Origin of the sequence: Oribacterium sp. oral taxon 078 str. F0262, assembly GCF_000160135.1 — a bacterium.
Classification (GTDB): Bacteria; Bacillota; Clostridia; order Lachnospirales; family Lachnospiraceae; genus Oribacterium.
In genome coordinates this window covers 392,273-409,336 of sequence record NZ_GG729935.1, presented here as the reverse complement: position 1 = coordinate 409,336, position 17,064 = coordinate 392,273, and the positions used below count along the sequence as shown (strand labels likewise).

Here is a 17,064-nt window from a genome sequence, read left to right as displayed (position 1 = left end):
TGATGAAAAATAAATGGAACGGACTTGCGAATTATATCGGAACCTTTGCCGCTCTGATCATCCTCTGTGCGGCGCTCTCCATCGCTTCGCCGAATTTTCTGGACAAGACGAATCTGATGTCCATCTTGAAGCAGACCTCCTTTAACGCGCTGCTCTCCACCGGGATGCTCCTGACATTGATCACGGCGGGGATCGACCTCTCCGTGGGGGCTACCGCGACCTTCGGCGCCTGTGTGGCCGGCGCGATGGTGAGGCTCGGCGTGCATAATCCCATCGTTTTGTTCTTCTCCGTCCTCGCTGTGAGCGGGACGATCGGACTGATCAATGGGCTGCTTCTCACAAGACTTCATCTTCCCCACCCCTTCGTGTCGACGCTTGGCATGAAGAACGTGCTCTGGGGAGCGGCTCTCATCATCACGGCCTCACAGATGATCAGCTTCAGCAATACCGGGGCGGAGGGGATCATGCTCCTCGGCTCGGCGACGATTCTGGGGGGATTTCCCATCAGCTTTCTGGTCGTCCTCTTCATCTATATCCTGATGCATATCCTTCTGACCAGGACGGCGCTCGGAAGGTCGATCTACTGCGCGGGGGGAAATATGGAGGCGACCCGGCTCTCCGGCATCCATGCGGAGAATGTATTGACCTTTTGCTATATTATGTCGGGCCTCATGGCGGGCTTTGCGGGGATCGTCTCCATTGGGCGCTCCGGGATCTGCAACGGGGCGAATGCGATCCAGCCCTACGACACGGATGCCATCGCGGCCTGCATCATCGGAGGCGCCTCCTTTATGGGCGGAAAGGGAACCATGGTGGGGACTATGCTGGGAGCGCTGATCATCGCGGTGCTCCGAAACGGCTTCACCCTGCTCTCCGTGCCGTCCGCATGGCAGAATCTGGTCCTCGGCCTTGTGATTATCGGGGCGGTCCTTCTGGATGTGACGAGGGAGAGAATGCAGCGGAATAAGAGGCAGAAGGAGGCAGGACAGGAGAAGGGAGGGGAAAAAGCATGAAGGAGATCAGAGTCGGCATCGCGGGGCTCGGAAGACTTGGGAAGGTCCACGCGGAGAATCTGGCCTTCCATATCCCCGGGGTCAGGCTCACAGCGGCCTGCTCCATCGTCTCGGAGGAGCTCTCCTTTGCGAGAGACCGCCTGGGGGCAGAGTCCGTCTTTTCCGACTACGACGAGATGCTTTCCAAGGCGGAGCTGGACGCCGTGGTCATCGTGACCAGCAGTCCTCTCCACTGTGAGGAGCTGAAAAAGGCTCTGGAGTGCGGGAAGCATGTCTTTACGGAGAAGCCCCTCGGTGTCAATGTAGAGGAATGCAAAGAGGCGGAGAAGGCCGTGGAGGCGCATCCGGACCGGATTTTCTTCCTCGGATTCATGCGGCGCTTCGATCCCTCCTATCTCTACGCGAAGAAAAAGATCTCGGAGGGCGCGATCGGAAGGCCCTATCTGGTGAAGGCCACCGGCATCGATCCGGAGAGCGCTGTGGAGGGTGCGATCCGCTTTGCTCCCACAAGCGGAGGACTGTATATCGATATGGCCTCCCATGACATCGATCTCATGCGCTGGTTTTTGGGGAGCGAGGCCAGAGAGGTCTATGCCCTGGGCGCGAATTTCAAGCATCCGGAGTTTCCGGAGGCGGGGGATGTGGAGACGGGCTGTGCGCTCTACCAGTTCCGAAACGGCGCGATCGGAATGCTGCACGTGGGGAGGACGGCCGCCCACGGCTACCATATCGAGACGGAGATCGTCGGGACGGAGGGAAGCATCCGGATCAGCCCGATGCCGGCGAAGAATCTCGCGCTGCTCTATGATAAACGAGGCGTCGTGACGGAGTGCGTCGAGGGATTTCCGGAGAGATTCCGGGAGGCCTACCGAAATGAGATGCAGGAGTTTATCCGCTGCGTACGAAGCGGAGAACAGCCGGAGGTCTCCGTCTATGACGGGACGAGAGCCACGGAGCTCAGCTTCGCGACGACGAAGTCCTTCCGGGAGAAAAGGCCCGTGACGCTGTAGGAGGAGCAGGGCCGCGAAAGGGGATATTTGCAGCTTCCCTTTTCGCGGCTCTTCGTCAGAGCTTGCAGTTATCTTTTCGTGGGAGCTCGTTCTCGCTTTACAGCGATCGGGAGCTCGCCTTGTCAGGCGGAATTTCCGAGCGGTTAACTGCGCGGCGGAAGGGGGAAGCTTTCGTCCTTAGGAGAAAGCCGAACGGACTCGGAGAAATCCTCCGGGCAGGGGCGGTCGATGATTTTGATTTCCCGCTCGGAATCCGGGAGCGCTTCCCTCAGGAAATGGCGCTCCCAGCGATTCTCGAAGAGTCCTCCCCAGCAGATCTCCAGGGAGGCCTCATTTAAATCAAAGATCATGCTCTTTAATGTCCCAAAGGAGCATGGATAATAGCTCATTTTCCATCCGTCCGGAAAATCCGTCAAAAGAAGAGAGCGAAGTCTATCCGAAGAGACAGGCTTTTTCTCGAGATAGCTCCGGAGGATTCTCATCCTTTGAACGGAATGCTTCATGGCGAATGGGGAAAGGCGGATTATGGCGTCAAGATGAGCATGATTTGCGGCGGCGAGAAAGCCCTCGGGATTTTCCCTTTCCATGCGGAAAAATGCCTTCCGGCCCTCAAAGCTCTCAAAAATCGCCAGCTCTCCATCTTTGTCAGCGAGGAGAAAGTTGGCATTACAGGCGATGGGGATCTCTTTCATCCGGCACAGCGCTTCCTCGACATTTTTTGTATTCTCCAGGATGGTTCGGATGACGGCCCAGAACTGCAGTCCCTCGACCGCGAACTCTTTTTTATCGAAGGGGGGAAGTGCGCTGCAGCCTATGGCGAGCCCGTGCTCATTGATGCCCTCTCCCCGGCCAAACTGCATGATATTTGTCCCAAGATGAGCATAGCGCCCTTTTACCATTGTCCTGCAGAGGACCCAATCATCCATTTCCGGAAAATAATCATAATTCCTGACCAGATAGACATGGCCGTTTTCCGTGAGCCTTGGAGACAGGACGAGCTGGCTGCATCCGGGGGAGATGCAGCTTGCCGCATAATAGAGAACCTGGGAGCTGCAAATCTCATTGGCATCCGAAAAGCCCTGAAGCTCTTCATTCAGCCCCGGGCAATACGAGCGGAAGATATCCTTCAGGCGCTTCAGCTTCCTCTCGCTGATCGGTCTGCTCTCGGAGAGAAGCCGCTCTCTTAGGGGGGCCAGAGAATGTACCAGAAGGCCGAGCTGGTAGCCTATCGCATAATGACTCCCCTTTAGCTCCGTGCAGTGAGAGATGAATTTTCGCTCCATTTCTCCTCCTTTCTCTCTTCTCCTTTTCCACTCTTCTTTTCCGCTGTTCCTTTCCCTTTCTCTTATCCTTTTCTTCTCCTATTATCCGTCTTTTCCGTCGTTTTTCTCTTCTTGCTGCTCCTTCAGATACCGTTCCACCTCTTCCGAAGAGAGCCTTCTGATTTGGGAGTCCGGAAATTCCCGATAGGGGCTCATCGTGAGCAGCGACTTCATGGATTTACAGTGCTTTCCCTTGTTTTTTCTAAGATATTCCCGGAGCTCCTCAGAGCCGCAGAAGATCTTAAAGGAGCTTCTGCCTCCGGGAGAAGTTATCTCATAAATCCCGCAGGACTTTTTTCTGCTCACATCCGCAGTGCGGAGATAGAGCCCTGCGATTTTTAGGGAGCGGAAGGGGAAGTTCCATCGCTGCAGTCCCCTCTTTTCATCCCGGTCGATGCAGATGCATCTGCCGCAGGATCCGCAGATATACTGTAGATGCTTTTCCAGACAGTGCCGGGGCTCGATCAGAGGTGTGATTCGTCTCCTCTCGGAATAGCATTCCTCGCAGATTGTACTCATCTTTTCTCTCCTTTCCGCTTTTTTAAATCCGTTTTTTTAATAAAGAAGGCACAAGACCTCTCCTTTCCTTCCGGGAAGGATTTTGCCTTTTACATAAGATTTTGCTCGCCAGGGAATATTTTGCTTCTCGGGAAATATTCTAAGCTCTGCATCCGATGTAGAGTCAAGCGGAAACGACCGGGGCCCGTCGGATTTAAAATACTTCCGATTCTGAGAGAAAAGAGCTTGAACTCAGGCGGAAAAGCTCGGAGGCGAGCGGAAAGGATTTGACAAGTTCCCGGGACTGTGTTTTTTATTTTATAGGATATAAAAGCTCAGGGAGGGAGGACGCCATGCTGCCGATCGGGAAATTCTCTGCATTATCCAATATCGGGATACGGACGCTTCGCTATTATGCGGCGCTCGGTCTTCTGGAGCCCGCCTATATCGATGAAGCGAGCAATTACCGCTATTATAAGGAGGAGCAGCTGGTGCTCGCAAACAGGATAGAGGCGCTCCGCTCCATGGGTCTTAGTCTTCGGGAGATCGGAGACATCTTAAAGGACTATGAAAGCGAGGAGAGACTCAGAGCGCTTCTTCTCCGGAAGATCGCGCGGAAGGAGGCGGAGATCGTAAAGGCAGAAGAGCAGCTTCAGCTTCTAAAGGAGGCGTCAGGGCATCTGGAGGACGAAGGCTATCGCTATGCGTTCAATATCACGGTGAAGGAATTTCCGAGGAGGAGGATCGTCCGGCTCCGTCGGAGGATAGCCTCCTATCAGATGGAATCCGCTCTTTGGAGAAGACTTTCGGATTATGCCGCGAAGCAGCGCATCTCCTTCTCCTCTCCGCCTTTTAATATCGCGGTCTATCACGACGGAGGATTCCGGGAAGGAGAGGTCGATGTCGAGGTCCAAAGAGGGATCTCCGCTTCTTTTTTGGAGAGAGAGGGAGAGACCGGGGCAGTGCTTCCCACGGATTTTATCTCTGTCAGGGGCCCGGTGCTCGCTGCGACGGTGACCATGCGGGGGGAGCTGTCCTTTTACCGCGGGCTGAATCGCTTCCTCCCTCGCTGGCTGATGGAAAATGACTATGAGCCGGACGGCCCCATGTTTTCGATCTATCATGTCGCGCCGAAAGCGGAGCGGGAGGCGGTTGTCGAGGTCTGCTATCCCATCAGAAAGAGCGGGAAGGATCTCCGCGGGAGGCAAGGAAGGAGATAAGTCCGCATTTTCCCCGGAGGAGCGGGAGCGGCAGTAAGGAAAGAGAGGAGGCAGAGCTCTGTCATGGAAGGAAGGCGAGTGAGGATCAGCGATATCGCGGAGGAGCTTGGACTCAGCAGCGCCACGGTATCCAATGTGATCCATGGGAAGACAAAGAAGGTCTCGGATGAGACGCAGAGGAGAGTGCAGGCGCTCCTTGAGGAGCGGCGCTACATCCCCAGCATGGCCGGAATTCTTCTCTCGCAGAATTCCTCCCGGATCATCGGCGTCTTCCTCAACGACCATGAGAAGTACGAGGGGCATACACTGGAGGATGCCTTTATCGCCTCCTCCCTCAATCATCTCTCTGCGGAGATCGAGAGCCGGGGACAGTTTATGATGGTGAAGAAGGCGAAGAGGGCGGAGGAAATCCTGCGCTTTGCCTCTATGTGGAATATGGACGGTCTGGTGGTGATCGGCTTTTGCCGTCAGGACTACCGATATCTGAGGGAGCATATCCGGATTCCCTTTGTGGTCTACGACGGCCTATGTGAGAAGACAGAGCGGATCGTCAATATCAGTCTCGATAACTTCGGAGGGGGAAGGCAGGCGGGGGAGCTCTTCCGGAGGCTCGGGCACAGAAGAGCGATCTGCATTTCCGATAATGAAATCGGGATCGACCGGGAGAGGATCGACGGCTTTCAGGAGGGCTTTTCTCCCGGAAGAGCGGAGCTTATGCGGGTGCCGATCCGAAAGAAGGAGCGCTGTAACGCCTATCTCCTCATGGAGGAGCGCTTTCGGAGCGCAACAGCGGTATTTGCGGTATCGGATTACTATGCGATAGAGCTGCTATTTTTCCTGAAGGGGAGGGGATTTCGGATCCCGGAGGATCTCGCTCTCGTCGGATTTGATGATATCCCGCTCTCCGAAATGATCTCCCCTTCTCTCACGACATTGCGGCAGGACGCTGCGCTTCGGGCGAAGCTCGCCCTGGAGGAGCTCCTGGCTCTGAAGGAGGGCGGGATTCGGGAGCCGGAGATCCGGATTCCCGTGCATTTGATCGAGCGAGAGAGCAGCGGGGGAATGAGAGAGGACGGACAGCGGGGATTTCGTCATTTCCTCTGATTTTTCGCGCGCATTTTTGGCTGTGGTTATGCGCTTAACCTTTGTGCTTTGTCATTCGGCAAGGTAAAATGACAAGAGGATAAGAGAATAAGAGGATAAAAGAACGAGAAGAAGGAACGGCGGGATATGCTGCCGGGAGGATATTTTATGAGAGACAGAAAAGAAAAACATCCCTTTTTCGCATCGGTATGCCGCCTTGCGGTGCCGGTGGCCTTACAGTCTATCCTGCAGTCCTCCTTTTCCGCTGTGGATCAGATCATGATCGGACAGCTCGGCGATGTCAGCGTCGCAGCTGTTGGGATAGCGGGAAAATTCGCCTCTATTTTTTCCGTCGTGGCCTCTGCCGTCGGGACCGTCGCGGGGATCATGATCTCTCAATACATTGGTCAGAAAAACCGCTTTGAGGTAAGACGCAGCTTTCTCCTGAATCTTTTTCTGAGTCTTGGCATGGCAGTCCTTTTTTCCGGACTTTGCCTTTTCTTTCCGGAGAGAATCATGGGGCTTTATACAAAGGATTCCGGGGTCCGGAGAGCGGCGGCCGGATATCTCTTCATCATCGGAGGGAGCTTCCTGCCGCTCGCGGGCGCGACGCTGCTTTCCGTCCTCTTTCGCTGTATGGAAAAGGCGCGCCTCCCGCTGTATGCGAGTATTGCGGCCGCGCTTCTCAATACCGCGCTGAACTATCTTCTGATCTTCGGAAAGGCAGGATTTCCTCCGATGGGAGAAAGGGGGGCCGCCGCCGCGACGCTGCTCTCGCAAGGTATGAATTTTCTTCTGATGCTTTTTATGTTTTTCCGGCTGAGGGGAGCCGAGGCAGCGGGGCAGACAGAAAAGGGAAGCCGCCGGGGAGGGAGCTTTCGCTGGAAGCAGTATATGGCCATGCTTCTCCCTGTTTTAATCTGTGAATTTCTGTGGAGTCTCGGCGAGAATGTATATACCGCGATCTACGGTCATATGAGAACGGAGGCGAGCGCCGCGATGATTTTAACCGGACCCATACAAGGCCTGATGATCGGCGCGCTCTGCGGCCTGTCCCAGGCGGCGGGGGTCATCGTCGGAAAGAGGCTGGGAAATAAGGACTATAAGGGAGCCTACGCCGCCTCGAAGAGATTGCTTCTCTACGGACTGAGCGGATCCCTGCTTCTCTCCGTCCTGATTATCCTGACAAGCCGCCTCTATGCGGGGATCTATCAGGTGGGGGACTCCGTGAAGCTCCTCACCGCTCAGATCCTGATCGCCTATGCGCTGGTCGCTCCCTTTAAGGTGCTCAATATGATACTGGGAGGCGGAATCATCCGGAGCGGGGGGAGGACGAAGTATGTCATGTTCATCGATATCATCGGAACCTGGATCTTCGGGGTTCCCCTCGGACTCTTTGCGGCCTTCACCCTGAAGCTTGAGGTCCCGTATGTCTATTTCATCCTCTCTCTGGAGGAATGCGTCCGCTTCGGAATCTCTGTCCTTGTATTCCGGAAGAAGAGGTGGATGCAGAGCTTAAAGCCGTCCGGCTAGGGGAGTCCGGCGGGGCGGCGCAGGCATGGCCTTCAAGCTATCGCGGCGTCTGCGGCGCCCTGTCCAATTCTCTCTGCGCTGCGCCGCCCTTCCCGTAATTTTTTCTGTGCTGTGATGCCCTATAATCCCAATACCGGGGGATGACATTGAGACTCCATACCTGACGGCAGGCTATCGGATTTTAGAAGATTGCGCTGTGGTTTTAGATCAGGATATGCTTTTAGGTCAGGCTATGCTTTTAGATCAGGTTATATTTTCGCGTCTTTTTCGGGAGACGCTTTCTCCGCATTTGCCTCGGCTCTTTTTAACGTAAGTGGCTTGCAGAGCCTTAACAGTCTTCCACCCAATAAAAATATGCAGTAGGATAAGCTGCCGGCCGAAAATGTGATCAGGATCCAGATGATGTAGACCATCAGAAATGAGATCACATTTTCATGCAGGAGGGTGATCCAATTCTGCCTGCACCAGGCTTTATACACTAATTCGTTGTCATGGAGAAGATATACCATAAATGTTGAAGCTCCGATAAAGTTAATCATGCCATTCCTCGGAAGCTTTATTCTTCGGAATAATTCGAAGACAGCGATCCCGAGAAGAAGCGGGAAGAGATGATTGTTCGCATATTCCGGAATGGACTGGACAAATGTGCCGCCGCCTGCCGCATCGTATTCCAGGATATTGCTCGCGGTATGGATATAGAAATTTCCGATAACGATAAGATCCGTCGAGAGGATGACGGCCAGGACGGCCCATAAGCGGATATTTTCAAACGGATTATATTTCCTTACATAGCCGCCCAAGGAGTATAAAAATATGCCGGTGGCTATGACATCCAGCCCTCCGCATAAATTGGAAAGGATGATCGCGCTCCAGCCAAACTGAAGAAGAGAAAACAAAACCAGCAGGAACATAAGATAATTTTTCCGATCCAGCTTATTCAGAAATTGATTCAAAAATACCTTTGCGATCACCATTACAATAAAATAATATCCGACAAACCAGGACATGTTGTTAAACACGGTGAAGGGTATCAGCCTGGGCGGAAATCGATCTATATTCGTATAAGCGTATATCGACAAAAAGCCCAGCAGCATTGCCGAAAAGCCAAGCTGAAGCAGCAATTTCTTTGAGATCTTAGTCAGATCCATCGAGTCCTTATGCGCCATGAAATATCCGGAAATCATCAGGAAAATGGCATTTCCCGCCTATCCCATCGGGGAGATGAGAGCCAGTATGCATAATCGTTTTGAAAAATAGGGATGGCAGAAGCAGTCATTTCCCAAAGCCGCAATGGACTCTGAATCTGTTAATTGAGCCTTGATGCAGTGAAGGAACAGGTGATACGCGATGATCATAATCATCGCTGTGATTCTCAATAATTCTATATTAGAGCTTCTTTTCTTCATGATGCCTCTGCCTCTTTGCTCCTTTTTGGCGGAGCATTGCCGAGCGCTAAAGAGCTTAGTCTATTCTGCCGGAAATAGTCAAGAGAGAGTCGGTACTACAGGAGGGAACGGATATTGGGAAGCTGTCCCGGATACCGATCTTCCGGACTTCGGGCTGTCATGGGCTTGGGCAGCCTTATGGGATTTTATGCATGCCTTCGCTTTGTGCTATCAGAAGCTCGGAGAGCTCGATCAGCTGCGGAAGGCAGGCCTCAAAGAAGATTCGAAAGCTCCTGCAATAACGGTTTCTGGGGCGGGGGTCGCCTCCCTCTATGCACCTTTGGCGATAGCAGCCGTTTCTGCAGAGCGGATAGAAGGAGCAGCGTCTGCATTCCTCCGGTATGGGAAGAGAGCGCTGGACGAAATCCGTATCCCGGAAGCGCCGGTTCAGATCGGGGAAGGAATCCCGATTCAGGTTCCCGAGGCAATAGGGGTCCGTGCAGTAAAAGTCGCAGGGATAGACGGAGCCGTCCGCCTCGACGGTGTACTGCAGGCTGCAGTGCCCCAGCATATCACAGGCCTCCGGAGGCGCACCGAGGAGGAGAGAGAGATAGTTCTCAAAAATTCGGATATGGGGGGGATCTCCTTTCTTAAAATCGTCATACCAAAGCTGAAAGAGCTCGATCAGCATCCTTCCGTAGGATTCCGGGCTCAGGTAAGAGCCGCATCCCCTGCGGGAAGCTGCCGGAGGGTCCAGACAGGGGATATACTGCTGGTAGAGACAGTTCAGACTCCGGTAGCTTTGATAGATTTCCGTGATCCGGGCGGCGCTGTCCTCATGGATGACGGTGAGGAGGTTGAAATCCACGCTCCAGCGCTGCAGCAGGCGGAGCCTCTCGAGGATACGCTGATAGCTGGGGGCGCCAGAGAGCTCTCTTCGGTATCTGTCGTGACTCTCCCGGACTCCGTCCAGGGACAGGCCGATGAGAAAATGATGCCTTTTGAAAAAGCGACACCAGGCTTCATCCAGCAAAAGGCCGTTTGTCTGGAGGCTGTGCTGAACCCTCCGGCCTTTTTCTCCCCGCTTTTCCTCCAGCTCGATCAGCCTCTCATAAAAGGGAAGCCCCCGGAGCAGGGGCTCTCCGCCCTGAAAACCGAGGAGCAGGGCATCCGGGCTGTAGTCCAGTGCCCTTTTCAGGATATTTTTCAGTGTTTTCTCCGACATGATTCCGGAACTCCCGGAGCTTCTTTGGGAGATTTCATCCCGATAGAAGCAATAGGAGCAGTTCATATTGCAAAGGCCGGAGACCGGCTTCAGCAAAAGGAAGAGCATGACATTACCTCCGGAGATCTTTGCCTTAGGATGCGCTGTTCATAAGCTGAATTATGGCACAAATTGAAGTTAGAATCTAATTATATTCATGAGCTGCGAAGATCGCAAGGAGACGCGCAGAGGATTATGCTTATCGCGATTCCGCAGATATTTTTCCGCAATTGTATCGCACATTCTGACTACCGACGTCATGGTAAGATTAATGTTGAAGAATTTGAGGATCATCTTGTTTTTATAAATGAGGGTGCCTTTATTCCGGAAACTATAGAGAAAGCTTTGGAGCCTGGATACAAGCCGCCATATTACAGGAATGCATTTCTCTGTAATGCAATGGTGAATATGTATATGATCGATACGAATTCTATGGGAATTCCGATGATTTATAATATACAGAAAGTCAGGTGCTTCCCGCTTCCGTCATACGATCTGGACGTTGTGAACCGTGTGAGCGTCACCATACATGGAAAAGTGCTTGATAAGAATTATACGCAGTTGTTGCATTCCAAGGGAGATATGGATCTGAAAACGGTATTTCTTTTGGATCAGGTGCAGAAGCGTAAGACCATATCAAAAGAAGACTATAAGGCACTGAAGAAGAGTGAGCTGGTTGAAGGACGATATCCGGCATTGTATGTATCATATAAGATTGCTGAGGCTGTAGGGGATAAAGCCGGTTATGTGAGAAATAAAGGGCTTGATGAAAAGATCCTGAAGGAACTGATGGTTTCAGCTCTTCAGAATGGCCCTTTGAAGAAGGCCGACATATATGAAGCTGTAAGACATGCTTTTCCAGAAGTGCTTTCTGAGGAGAAGCAATATAAAAAACTGTCTAATCTGCTTCAGAAAATGAAAAATGAAGGGATTGTTGCTGTTCGAGGCAGAGCTGTTCATGCTGAATGGTTCCTCATCAATAATATGTAGTCAAGGATAGTCAAGGAATACAGAGTTTAGTCAAGGAATTAGTCAAAGAGGATAAAATATAAGTCAACAAGGAGCCAAGAAATGCTGAAAACCTTGGGATCCTCGTTGGCTAAATCGAAAAATTTTATTCATGCAGTTAGTCAAGGATCAGCCCTTGAGATATCAGAAAACTTCATAGCCATCAGCCCGGAGCAGGATGTCAGGTATCCGGTCCGGGGATCTGCCCATCTATTCGCAGACGGCTTTCCGTCTGGCATTCTTTGGGAAACACTTCCTATCATTTGGAGATGGCAGCTTTTGATATCCCATACTCCTGGGCGATACTTCTGTAAGTTTGTCCCCCTTCCCTATGGAGCCGAACGATCTTTCTCAAGGCCCCGCTTCATGCTCATAGAGAGGCGTGTCATAAAGTCCTTCCTTCTCTCCTGTGCAGAGGCACGTCGTGAAGGAAGGACTTTCGAGCTCGGCCTGAAAGGATAATTCCGCATGGGTTCGCTGCGGTGCAGCTCACACCATGCAGCCTTCTATTCGCATTTCGCGGGGTATCCCCCGCTTCATGCTCATAGAGAGGCGTGTCATAAAGTCCTTCCTTCTCTCCTGTGCAGAGGCACGTCGTGAAGGAAGGACTTTTGAGCTCGGCATGAAAGAATAATTCCGCATGGGTTCGCAGCGGAGCAGCTCACACCATGCAGCCCTCTATTCGCATTTCGCGGGGTATCCCCCGCTTCATGCTCATAGAGAGACGTGTCATAAAGTCCTTCCTTACTCTCCTGTGCAGAGGCACGTCGTGAAGGAAGGACTTTCGACACTGGAATTATATCTCAAAATTTGAAAAAAATGAATTGACATAAGGGGAAAATGACAATACAATTAACGTAAACGTTTACGTTAATGAGGATGTTTACATTAGTGCTGATGCTGATGCTGATGCTGATGCTGATGCTGATGCTGATGCTGATGCTGATGCTGATGCTGATGCTGATGCTGATGCTGATGCTAGTGCTGATGCTGATGCTAGTGCTGATGCTGATGCTGATGCCGATGTAGGTATTTGATGGAGATGAAGCTTAAAGCTTGATGTGAGTGCGGTGAGTGCGGAGAGGGCTGGATGAGGCAGAGAGAGGATAAACGCGGGGGGAAGATAAGGCTTAAGGATATTTCCAGGCGCCTCGGTGTTTCCGCGGTCTCTGTCCACCGGGCGCTCAGCGGGAAGAGCGGGGTCAGCGAGAGCCTCAGAGAAAAGGTGATCCGGACGGCGGATGAGATGGGATATATCCGAAATTATGCCGCGGCCAGCATGAAGAGGGGGATCTCCAGGATCGGCATCGTTCTTCCGAGGGATCACGGCACTCTCAACCTGTATTTTAACTATCTCTGGCTCGGAATTTCCGACAGTGCGGAGGAGCTCCGCTATCTGAACATAGAGACGGAGAGGCTGATCTGCGAGGATGAGAGAGAGCAGGAGCGGATTCTGGAGAAGCTTTTGCATTCGGAGAGCGGGGAATACGCCGGGCTTATTACCTTTTTCTTTACGAGGAATGAGCGGATTTTCGATCTTGTGCGGAGGATTTCCGGGACGGGAGTCTCCGTCCTCGTGATCGACGATGATCCCCCGGAGCTTAGCGATGTCAGCTGCATTCCGTCGAATGAGACGATAAGCAGTGCTGTCGCGGCGGACTTTGTCTCTTTGGTCGCCGCGGAGAACTCCTCCGTGCTTCTCTCCAGCGGGAGACTGGATTCCGCGGTTCACGAGAGGAAGAGGGAAAGCTTTATCGCGGCTCTTCGGGAGAGAAGGCCGGACTTAAGAGAGGAGATCATTGAGGGGTATTCGAGAGAGCGGGAATCCAATGTGCCGCTCTGCGAAAATATGGCGAAGAGGCTCCGGGAAAAGGGGGAGGTCAGCGCGGTCTATGCCCTGACTTCACACGATAACCGGGCCATTGTAGAGGCGATCGAAAAGAGCGGGAGGAGAAGACGGATCCGGCTTTTGGGGACCGATCTCAATGAGGAGAGCATCCTTTTGCTCCGGCAGGGGCGGATGGACGCGGTGATCGATCAGGCGGCTTATCAGAAGGGCTACCGTGCTTTTCAGCTGATCAGCGATCAGATCATGAAGTGTCTTCCGGGGCGCCGCTGCTCCCCTCAGCCGATCGACATCGTTATGAAGGCAAATCTGGACTTCCACACGCCGTGGAGGTTGAGGGAGCAGGAGGATATCGGAGGCAGAATGCTGCGGAGAGAATAAGGAAATCGAGCGATGGCTATAAAAGGGAGCAAGGGAACGGGGAGTAGGGGAAAAAGTAAGAAAGTAAGAAAGTAAGAAAGTAAGAAAAGAAGAAAGCAGGAAAAAAGAAGGAAGTAAGAGAAGAAGACAGAAAAAGAAAGAAAAAAGAGCTGGGAATAAGGAACAGAGAAGTGAGCAAACAGGAAAAAAGGAATAAAGTCAGAAAAAAGGAAAGCGGATGCGGAGGGCCCGGAATACTCCGGGATTATCTATAAGGAAGGAGTTATTATGAAAAAAAGAGAGAAGAGATTTGCGGGAGCGCTGCTTTGTGCCGTGCTCGCCATGAACCTGCTTTCCGGCTGCGGCGGCAGCGGGGAGCAGAGCGGAAAGACGACGGAGGCAAAGACGGATGCCGCTTCCGGAGAGGCGGGGACGGAAAAGTCGGAGGCCGCGCAGTCCGGAAAGGGAGAGAAGCTCGTCTATTGGTCGAACTGGGAGGCCACAGAGCCGCAGGGCGTGGTCATCACAAAGGCAGTGGAGGCCTATGAGAAGGAGAGCGGCATAGAGGTCGACCTGGAATTTAAGGGGCGGAAGGGAATCAAGGAGGGCCTGATCCCCGCTCTGGACGCGGACCAGCAGGTGGACCTTTTCGACGGGCAGGGCAATAAGAGCAATTACGGGGACCGTGTGATTGACCTTGAGGAGCTGGTTAAGTCCCATAACTATGAGGCGGGCACGAATCCCACCATGATGGCGCTGAGCAGAAGCTATTATGAGGACGGAAAGCTGAGGGAGATTCCCTATCAGTTCAAGGCGAACGGATATCTCTACAACAAAAAGCTCTTCCGGCAGGCCGGCATCGAGACGGCCCCAAAGAACTGGGAGGAGTTCCTCGATGCCTGTGAGAAGCTGAAGGCCGCCGGCATCACGCCGCTGACCACAGACGACGCTTACGCGCCGCAGGCCTTCGGAATCCATCTGGCGAGGCTCATCGGGACGGATCAGGTGAAGAAGCTCGTAAAGGACGGAGGCTGGGATCAGGAGGCGGTGCTCAAGGCCGCGGGCGCTTTCCAGGATCTGGCATCGAAGGGATACTTCTCCTCCATGGTCGGTTCCAATGTCTGGCCGACCGGACAGAACACGGAGTTCGCCACGGGTAAGGTCGCAATGTACTGTGTGGGGACATGGCTTCCCAACGAGGTGAAGGGCATTACGGGGCCGGACTTTGAGTGGGGATTTTTCAACTATCCGGAGGTCCCGGACGGGATCAACGGGGAGAACGCCATGGTGATCGGGGCGCAGAGCTTCGGAATCACCTCGAAGTGCAAAAATCCGGAGGCGGCCTTCGCTCTGATCGAAAAGATCACGCGGGGAGAGTACGATGCGATGCTTGCGAAGGAGACGATCGGACTTCCGGCGGACAAGGAAAATGAGTCCTGGCCGGAGCAGCTCAAGGATGTAAAGCCGTATTTTGAGAACTGCACAGAGATCTTCGCGATCTCCGGCGGTGCGGAAAACAATCCCGAGCTCACGCCGGCGCTCAAGGAAAATCTGATGAAGCTCTACGCCGGAAAGCTCACGGCGGAGGAGTTTGCGAAGAATATGGAGGCTGCGGCGAAGTAAGGAAGGCCGCGGGAAGAGGGGGACGGACAGATGAAACGAAACAGGGCGATGCTTCTGGCATTTACGCTTCCGGGGACGATACTCTTTCTGGGAATGTTCGTATATCCCCTCATCCGGACGGTGTTCATGAGCTTTTTCTCCATCATGGAAATCACCGATCCGGTTTCCCGCTGGCATTTCAACGGCCTCGGGAATTACCGCTCGCTTTTCTCGGCGAGCCTCTTTCGGCAGTCGATCTGGAATTTACTGAAAATCTGGACCTTGGGAGGGCTGATCACTCTGACGATATCCCTGCTCCTTGCGGTCATTCTGAGCAGCGGGATTCGGGGAAAGTCTTTTTTCCAGGCGGCCATCTACCTTCCCAATGTCATCAGCGCCGTCGCGATGGCGACGATGTGGATCCAATATGTATTTAACCCAAGCTACGGCTTCCTGACTCATTTTTTCCGGGCAGTCGGCCTGAAGCAGCTGGCGGAGCTCCAATGGCTGGACGGGGAGCATAAGTTCTGGGCTCTTCTTCTGTCCTACTGCTTTGGGATGATCGGGCATCATATGCTGATCTGGATCAGCGGGATCGAGAGAATCGGCAGGGAGTATTACGAGGCGGCGTGCATCGACGGGGCCGGGAGGAGAGAGCAGTTTTTCCATATCACGCTGCCCCTCCTCCGGGGGATCCTGAAGACCAATATCGTGATGTGGTCGATCAGCATCGCCGGCTTCTTCGTCTGGTCACAGCTCTTCTCGCCGCTGACGCCGGACACCTCCACGGTGGTGCCCATGGTCTATCTGTATGTCAAGCTCTTCGGTGCGGAAAGCGTGGATGCGATCTCAAGGGACGCCGGAAGCGGCGCGGCGATCGGGATCATACTGAGCCTCTTCGTTCTCTTCGTATTCCAGCTGACCAACCGCCTGCTGAAGGATGATGATTTGGAGTATTAAGCAAGACGGGACTGCCCATCGCAGGAGATCCGGGAAGAGAGGGGAAAAATGGAGAAAACGGGAATGAGAGCGATCGAGAGGAAAAGGTATTCGACTCTTCATCTGGGGCGGGAGCTGAGACTTTTGCCGGGCTATCTTGTGCTCATCGCCTGGGTCCTCTTTACCGCGGCGCTGCTCTTTTGGGTCCTCGCGGCGAGCCTGTCCACCACGGCGGAGATTTTCTCCGGAGAGGTGCTGAAATTCCCGACGGGCTTCCACTTCGAAAACTATGTCAAGGCGTGGGTCAGCTCGAATGTCTCCGTTTTCTTCGGGAATTCTCTCTTCTACGCCTGCGTGTCCTGCGCGCTCCTCATCCTGATCAGCGCCCCCTATGCCTATGCTCTGGAGCGCTTTACGTTCCCGGGAAGGCGCTGGATCCGCTCCTCCCTCGCCGCGGCGATGGGAGTTCCGATCGTCATGGTCATCATTCCGATCTATACCGTTGTGGCGAGGGCGGGGCTTTTGAAGCACCCCTCCTCCAATAGAATCATACTGATTCTTCTCTTTGTCGCGGCGAAGATCCCCTATACGACCACCTTTCTCGGGACGTATTTTTCCAATATTCCGAAATCCTATGAGGAGGCCGCGGCGATCGACGGCTGTCATCCCATCGAAACCTTCTGGAGGATCGTATTTCCTCTCGCAAGGGGAGGGATCAGCACGGTGACGATCTTTAACTTCATCGCGATATGGAACGAATATTTTCTCTCGCTCCTCTTCGTGAATTCCGATGCGCTCCGTCCGGTGGCGCTGGGACTTTTCTCCATGATCAACGGGATGAAGTACAGCGGGGAATGGGCCGGTCTCTTCGCCTCGGTCATCATCGTCTTCCTGCCGACCTTTATCCTCTATCTCTTCCTCTCGAAGAAGATCATCGGCGGGATCAGCGGAGGCATCAAGGGCTAGAGGAAGCAGGGGAGA

General features: G+C 53.4%; 16 protein-coding genes. 12 read left to right on the top strand and 4 right to left on the bottom strand.

Translation table 11 applies throughout. The annotated features are described in order from the left end of the window. Positions 1-2: 2 nt before the first annotated feature. The gene (locus GCWU000341_RS09255) at positions 3-1,013 is read left to right on the top strand and encodes an ABC transporter permease (protein WP_009215706.1); all 1,011 of its coding nucleotides are present in this window, start codon (positions 3-5) and stop codon (positions 1,011-1,013) included. Beyond that, positions 1,010-2,023 (top strand): Gfo/Idh/MocA family protein, encoded by a 1,014-nt coding sequence (locus GCWU000341_RS09250; RefSeq protein WP_009215705.1) that lies wholly within the window; start codon positions 1,010-1,012, stop codon positions 2,021-2,023. The genes GCWU000341_RS09255 and GCWU000341_RS09250 overlap by 4 nt, the downstream gene beginning before the upstream one ends. A gap of 143 nt (positions 2,024-2,166) precedes the next feature. Here GCWU000341_RS09250 and GCWU000341_RS09245 read toward each other — a convergent pair whose 3' ends face one another. After that, positions 2,167-3,306, bottom strand: a complete 1,140-nt coding sequence (locus tag GCWU000341_RS09245; protein ID WP_009215704.1) for a C45 family autoproteolytic acyltransferase/hydolase — start codon at positions 3,304-3,306, stop codon at positions 2,167-2,169. Positions 3,307-3,387: 81 nt separating this feature from the next. Next, positions 3,388-3,855, bottom strand: coding sequence for a hypothetical protein (locus GCWU000341_RS09240; protein WP_040654123.1), 468 nt, complete (start codon positions 3,853-3,855; stop codon positions 3,388-3,390). A 341-nt stretch (positions 3,856-4,196) separates the two neighbouring features. Here GCWU000341_RS09240 and GCWU000341_RS09235 point away from each other — a divergent pair, with 341 nt between their 5' ends. From GCWU000341_RS09235 to GCWU000341_RS09225, 3 genes are all read left to right on the top strand, one after another. Beyond that, positions 4,197-5,063: a MerR family transcriptional regulator gene (locus tag GCWU000341_RS09235; protein ID WP_009215701.1), complete on the top strand. Its 867-nt coding sequence runs from the start codon at positions 4,197-4,199 to the stop codon at positions 5,061-5,063. A gap of 63 nt (positions 5,064-5,126) precedes the next feature. Further along, positions 5,127-6,167, top strand: a complete 1,041-nt coding sequence (locus tag GCWU000341_RS09230) for a LacI family DNA-binding transcriptional regulator (RefSeq protein ID WP_009215700.1) — start codon at positions 5,127-5,129, stop codon at positions 6,165-6,167. Positions 6,168-6,314: 147 nt separating this feature from the next. Then, positions 6,315-7,679 (top strand): MATE family efflux transporter, encoded by a 1,365-nt coding sequence (locus GCWU000341_RS09225; protein ID WP_050761992.1) that lies wholly within the window; start codon positions 6,315-6,317, stop codon positions 7,677-7,679. Between the two features lie 248 nt (positions 7,680-7,927). Here the strand turns inward: GCWU000341_RS09225 and GCWU000341_RS09220 are convergent, their stop codons facing one another. Continuing rightward, a complete protein-coding gene (locus tag GCWU000341_RS09220; protein ID WP_009215697.1) occupies positions 7,928-8,863 on the bottom strand; it encodes an acyltransferase family protein in 936 nt (311 codons plus the stop codon). A 397-nt stretch (positions 8,864-9,260) separates the two neighbouring features. Then, positions 9,261-10,397: a radical SAM/SPASM domain-containing protein gene (locus GCWU000341_RS09215; protein ID WP_009215695.1), complete on the bottom strand. Its 1,137-nt coding sequence runs from the start codon at positions 10,395-10,397 to the stop codon at positions 9,261-9,263. A 126-nt stretch (positions 10,398-10,523) separates the two neighbouring features. Between GCWU000341_RS09215 and GCWU000341_RS09210 the strand changes: the two genes are divergently transcribed. The 7 genes from GCWU000341_RS09210 to GCWU000341_RS09185 all read left to right on the top strand — a co-directional run bounded on the left by GCWU000341_RS09210 (position 10,524) and on the right by GCWU000341_RS09185 (position 17,049). Next, a complete protein-coding gene (locus GCWU000341_RS09210) occupies positions 10,524-11,318 on the top strand; it encodes an ATP-binding protein (protein WP_009215694.1) in 795 nt (264 codons plus the stop codon). A gap of 81 nt (positions 11,319-11,399) precedes the next feature. Then, positions 11,400-11,798 carry a hypothetical protein gene (locus tag GCWU000341_RS09205; protein ID WP_009215693.1) on the top strand — a complete coding sequence of 133 codons (399 nt, stop codon included), beginning with the start codon at positions 11,400-11,402 and terminating at the stop codon, positions 11,796-11,798. A 429-nt stretch (positions 11,799-12,227) separates the two neighbouring features. Continuing rightward, entirely contained in the window at positions 12,228-12,365 is a 138-nt protein-coding gene (locus GCWU000341_RS13595) for a hypothetical protein (protein ID WP_207635069.1), read from the top strand. Positions 12,366-12,426: 61 nt separating this feature from the next. After that, the gene (locus GCWU000341_RS09200; RefSeq protein WP_009215690.1) at positions 12,427-13,563 is read left to right on the top strand and encodes a substrate-binding domain-containing protein; all 1,137 of its coding nucleotides are present in this window, start codon (positions 12,427-12,429) and stop codon (positions 13,561-13,563) included. A gap of 267 nt (positions 13,564-13,830) precedes the next feature. Beyond that, the gene (locus GCWU000341_RS09195; RefSeq protein WP_009215689.1) at positions 13,831-15,165 is read left to right on the top strand and encodes an ABC transporter substrate-binding protein; all 1,335 of its coding nucleotides are present in this window, start codon (positions 13,831-13,833) and stop codon (positions 15,163-15,165) included. Positions 15,166-15,195: 30 nt separating this feature from the next. After that, positions 15,196-16,104 carry a carbohydrate ABC transporter permease gene (locus GCWU000341_RS09190; RefSeq protein WP_009215688.1) on the top strand — a complete coding sequence of 303 codons (909 nt, stop codon included), beginning with the start codon at positions 15,196-15,198 and terminating at the stop codon, positions 16,102-16,104. 63 nt (positions 16,105-16,167) lie between these two features. After that, entirely contained in the window at positions 16,168-17,049 is an 882-nt protein-coding gene (locus tag GCWU000341_RS09185) for a carbohydrate ABC transporter permease (protein WP_040654119.1), read from the top strand. The last annotated feature ends 15 nt before the right edge of the window (positions 17,050-17,064 follow it).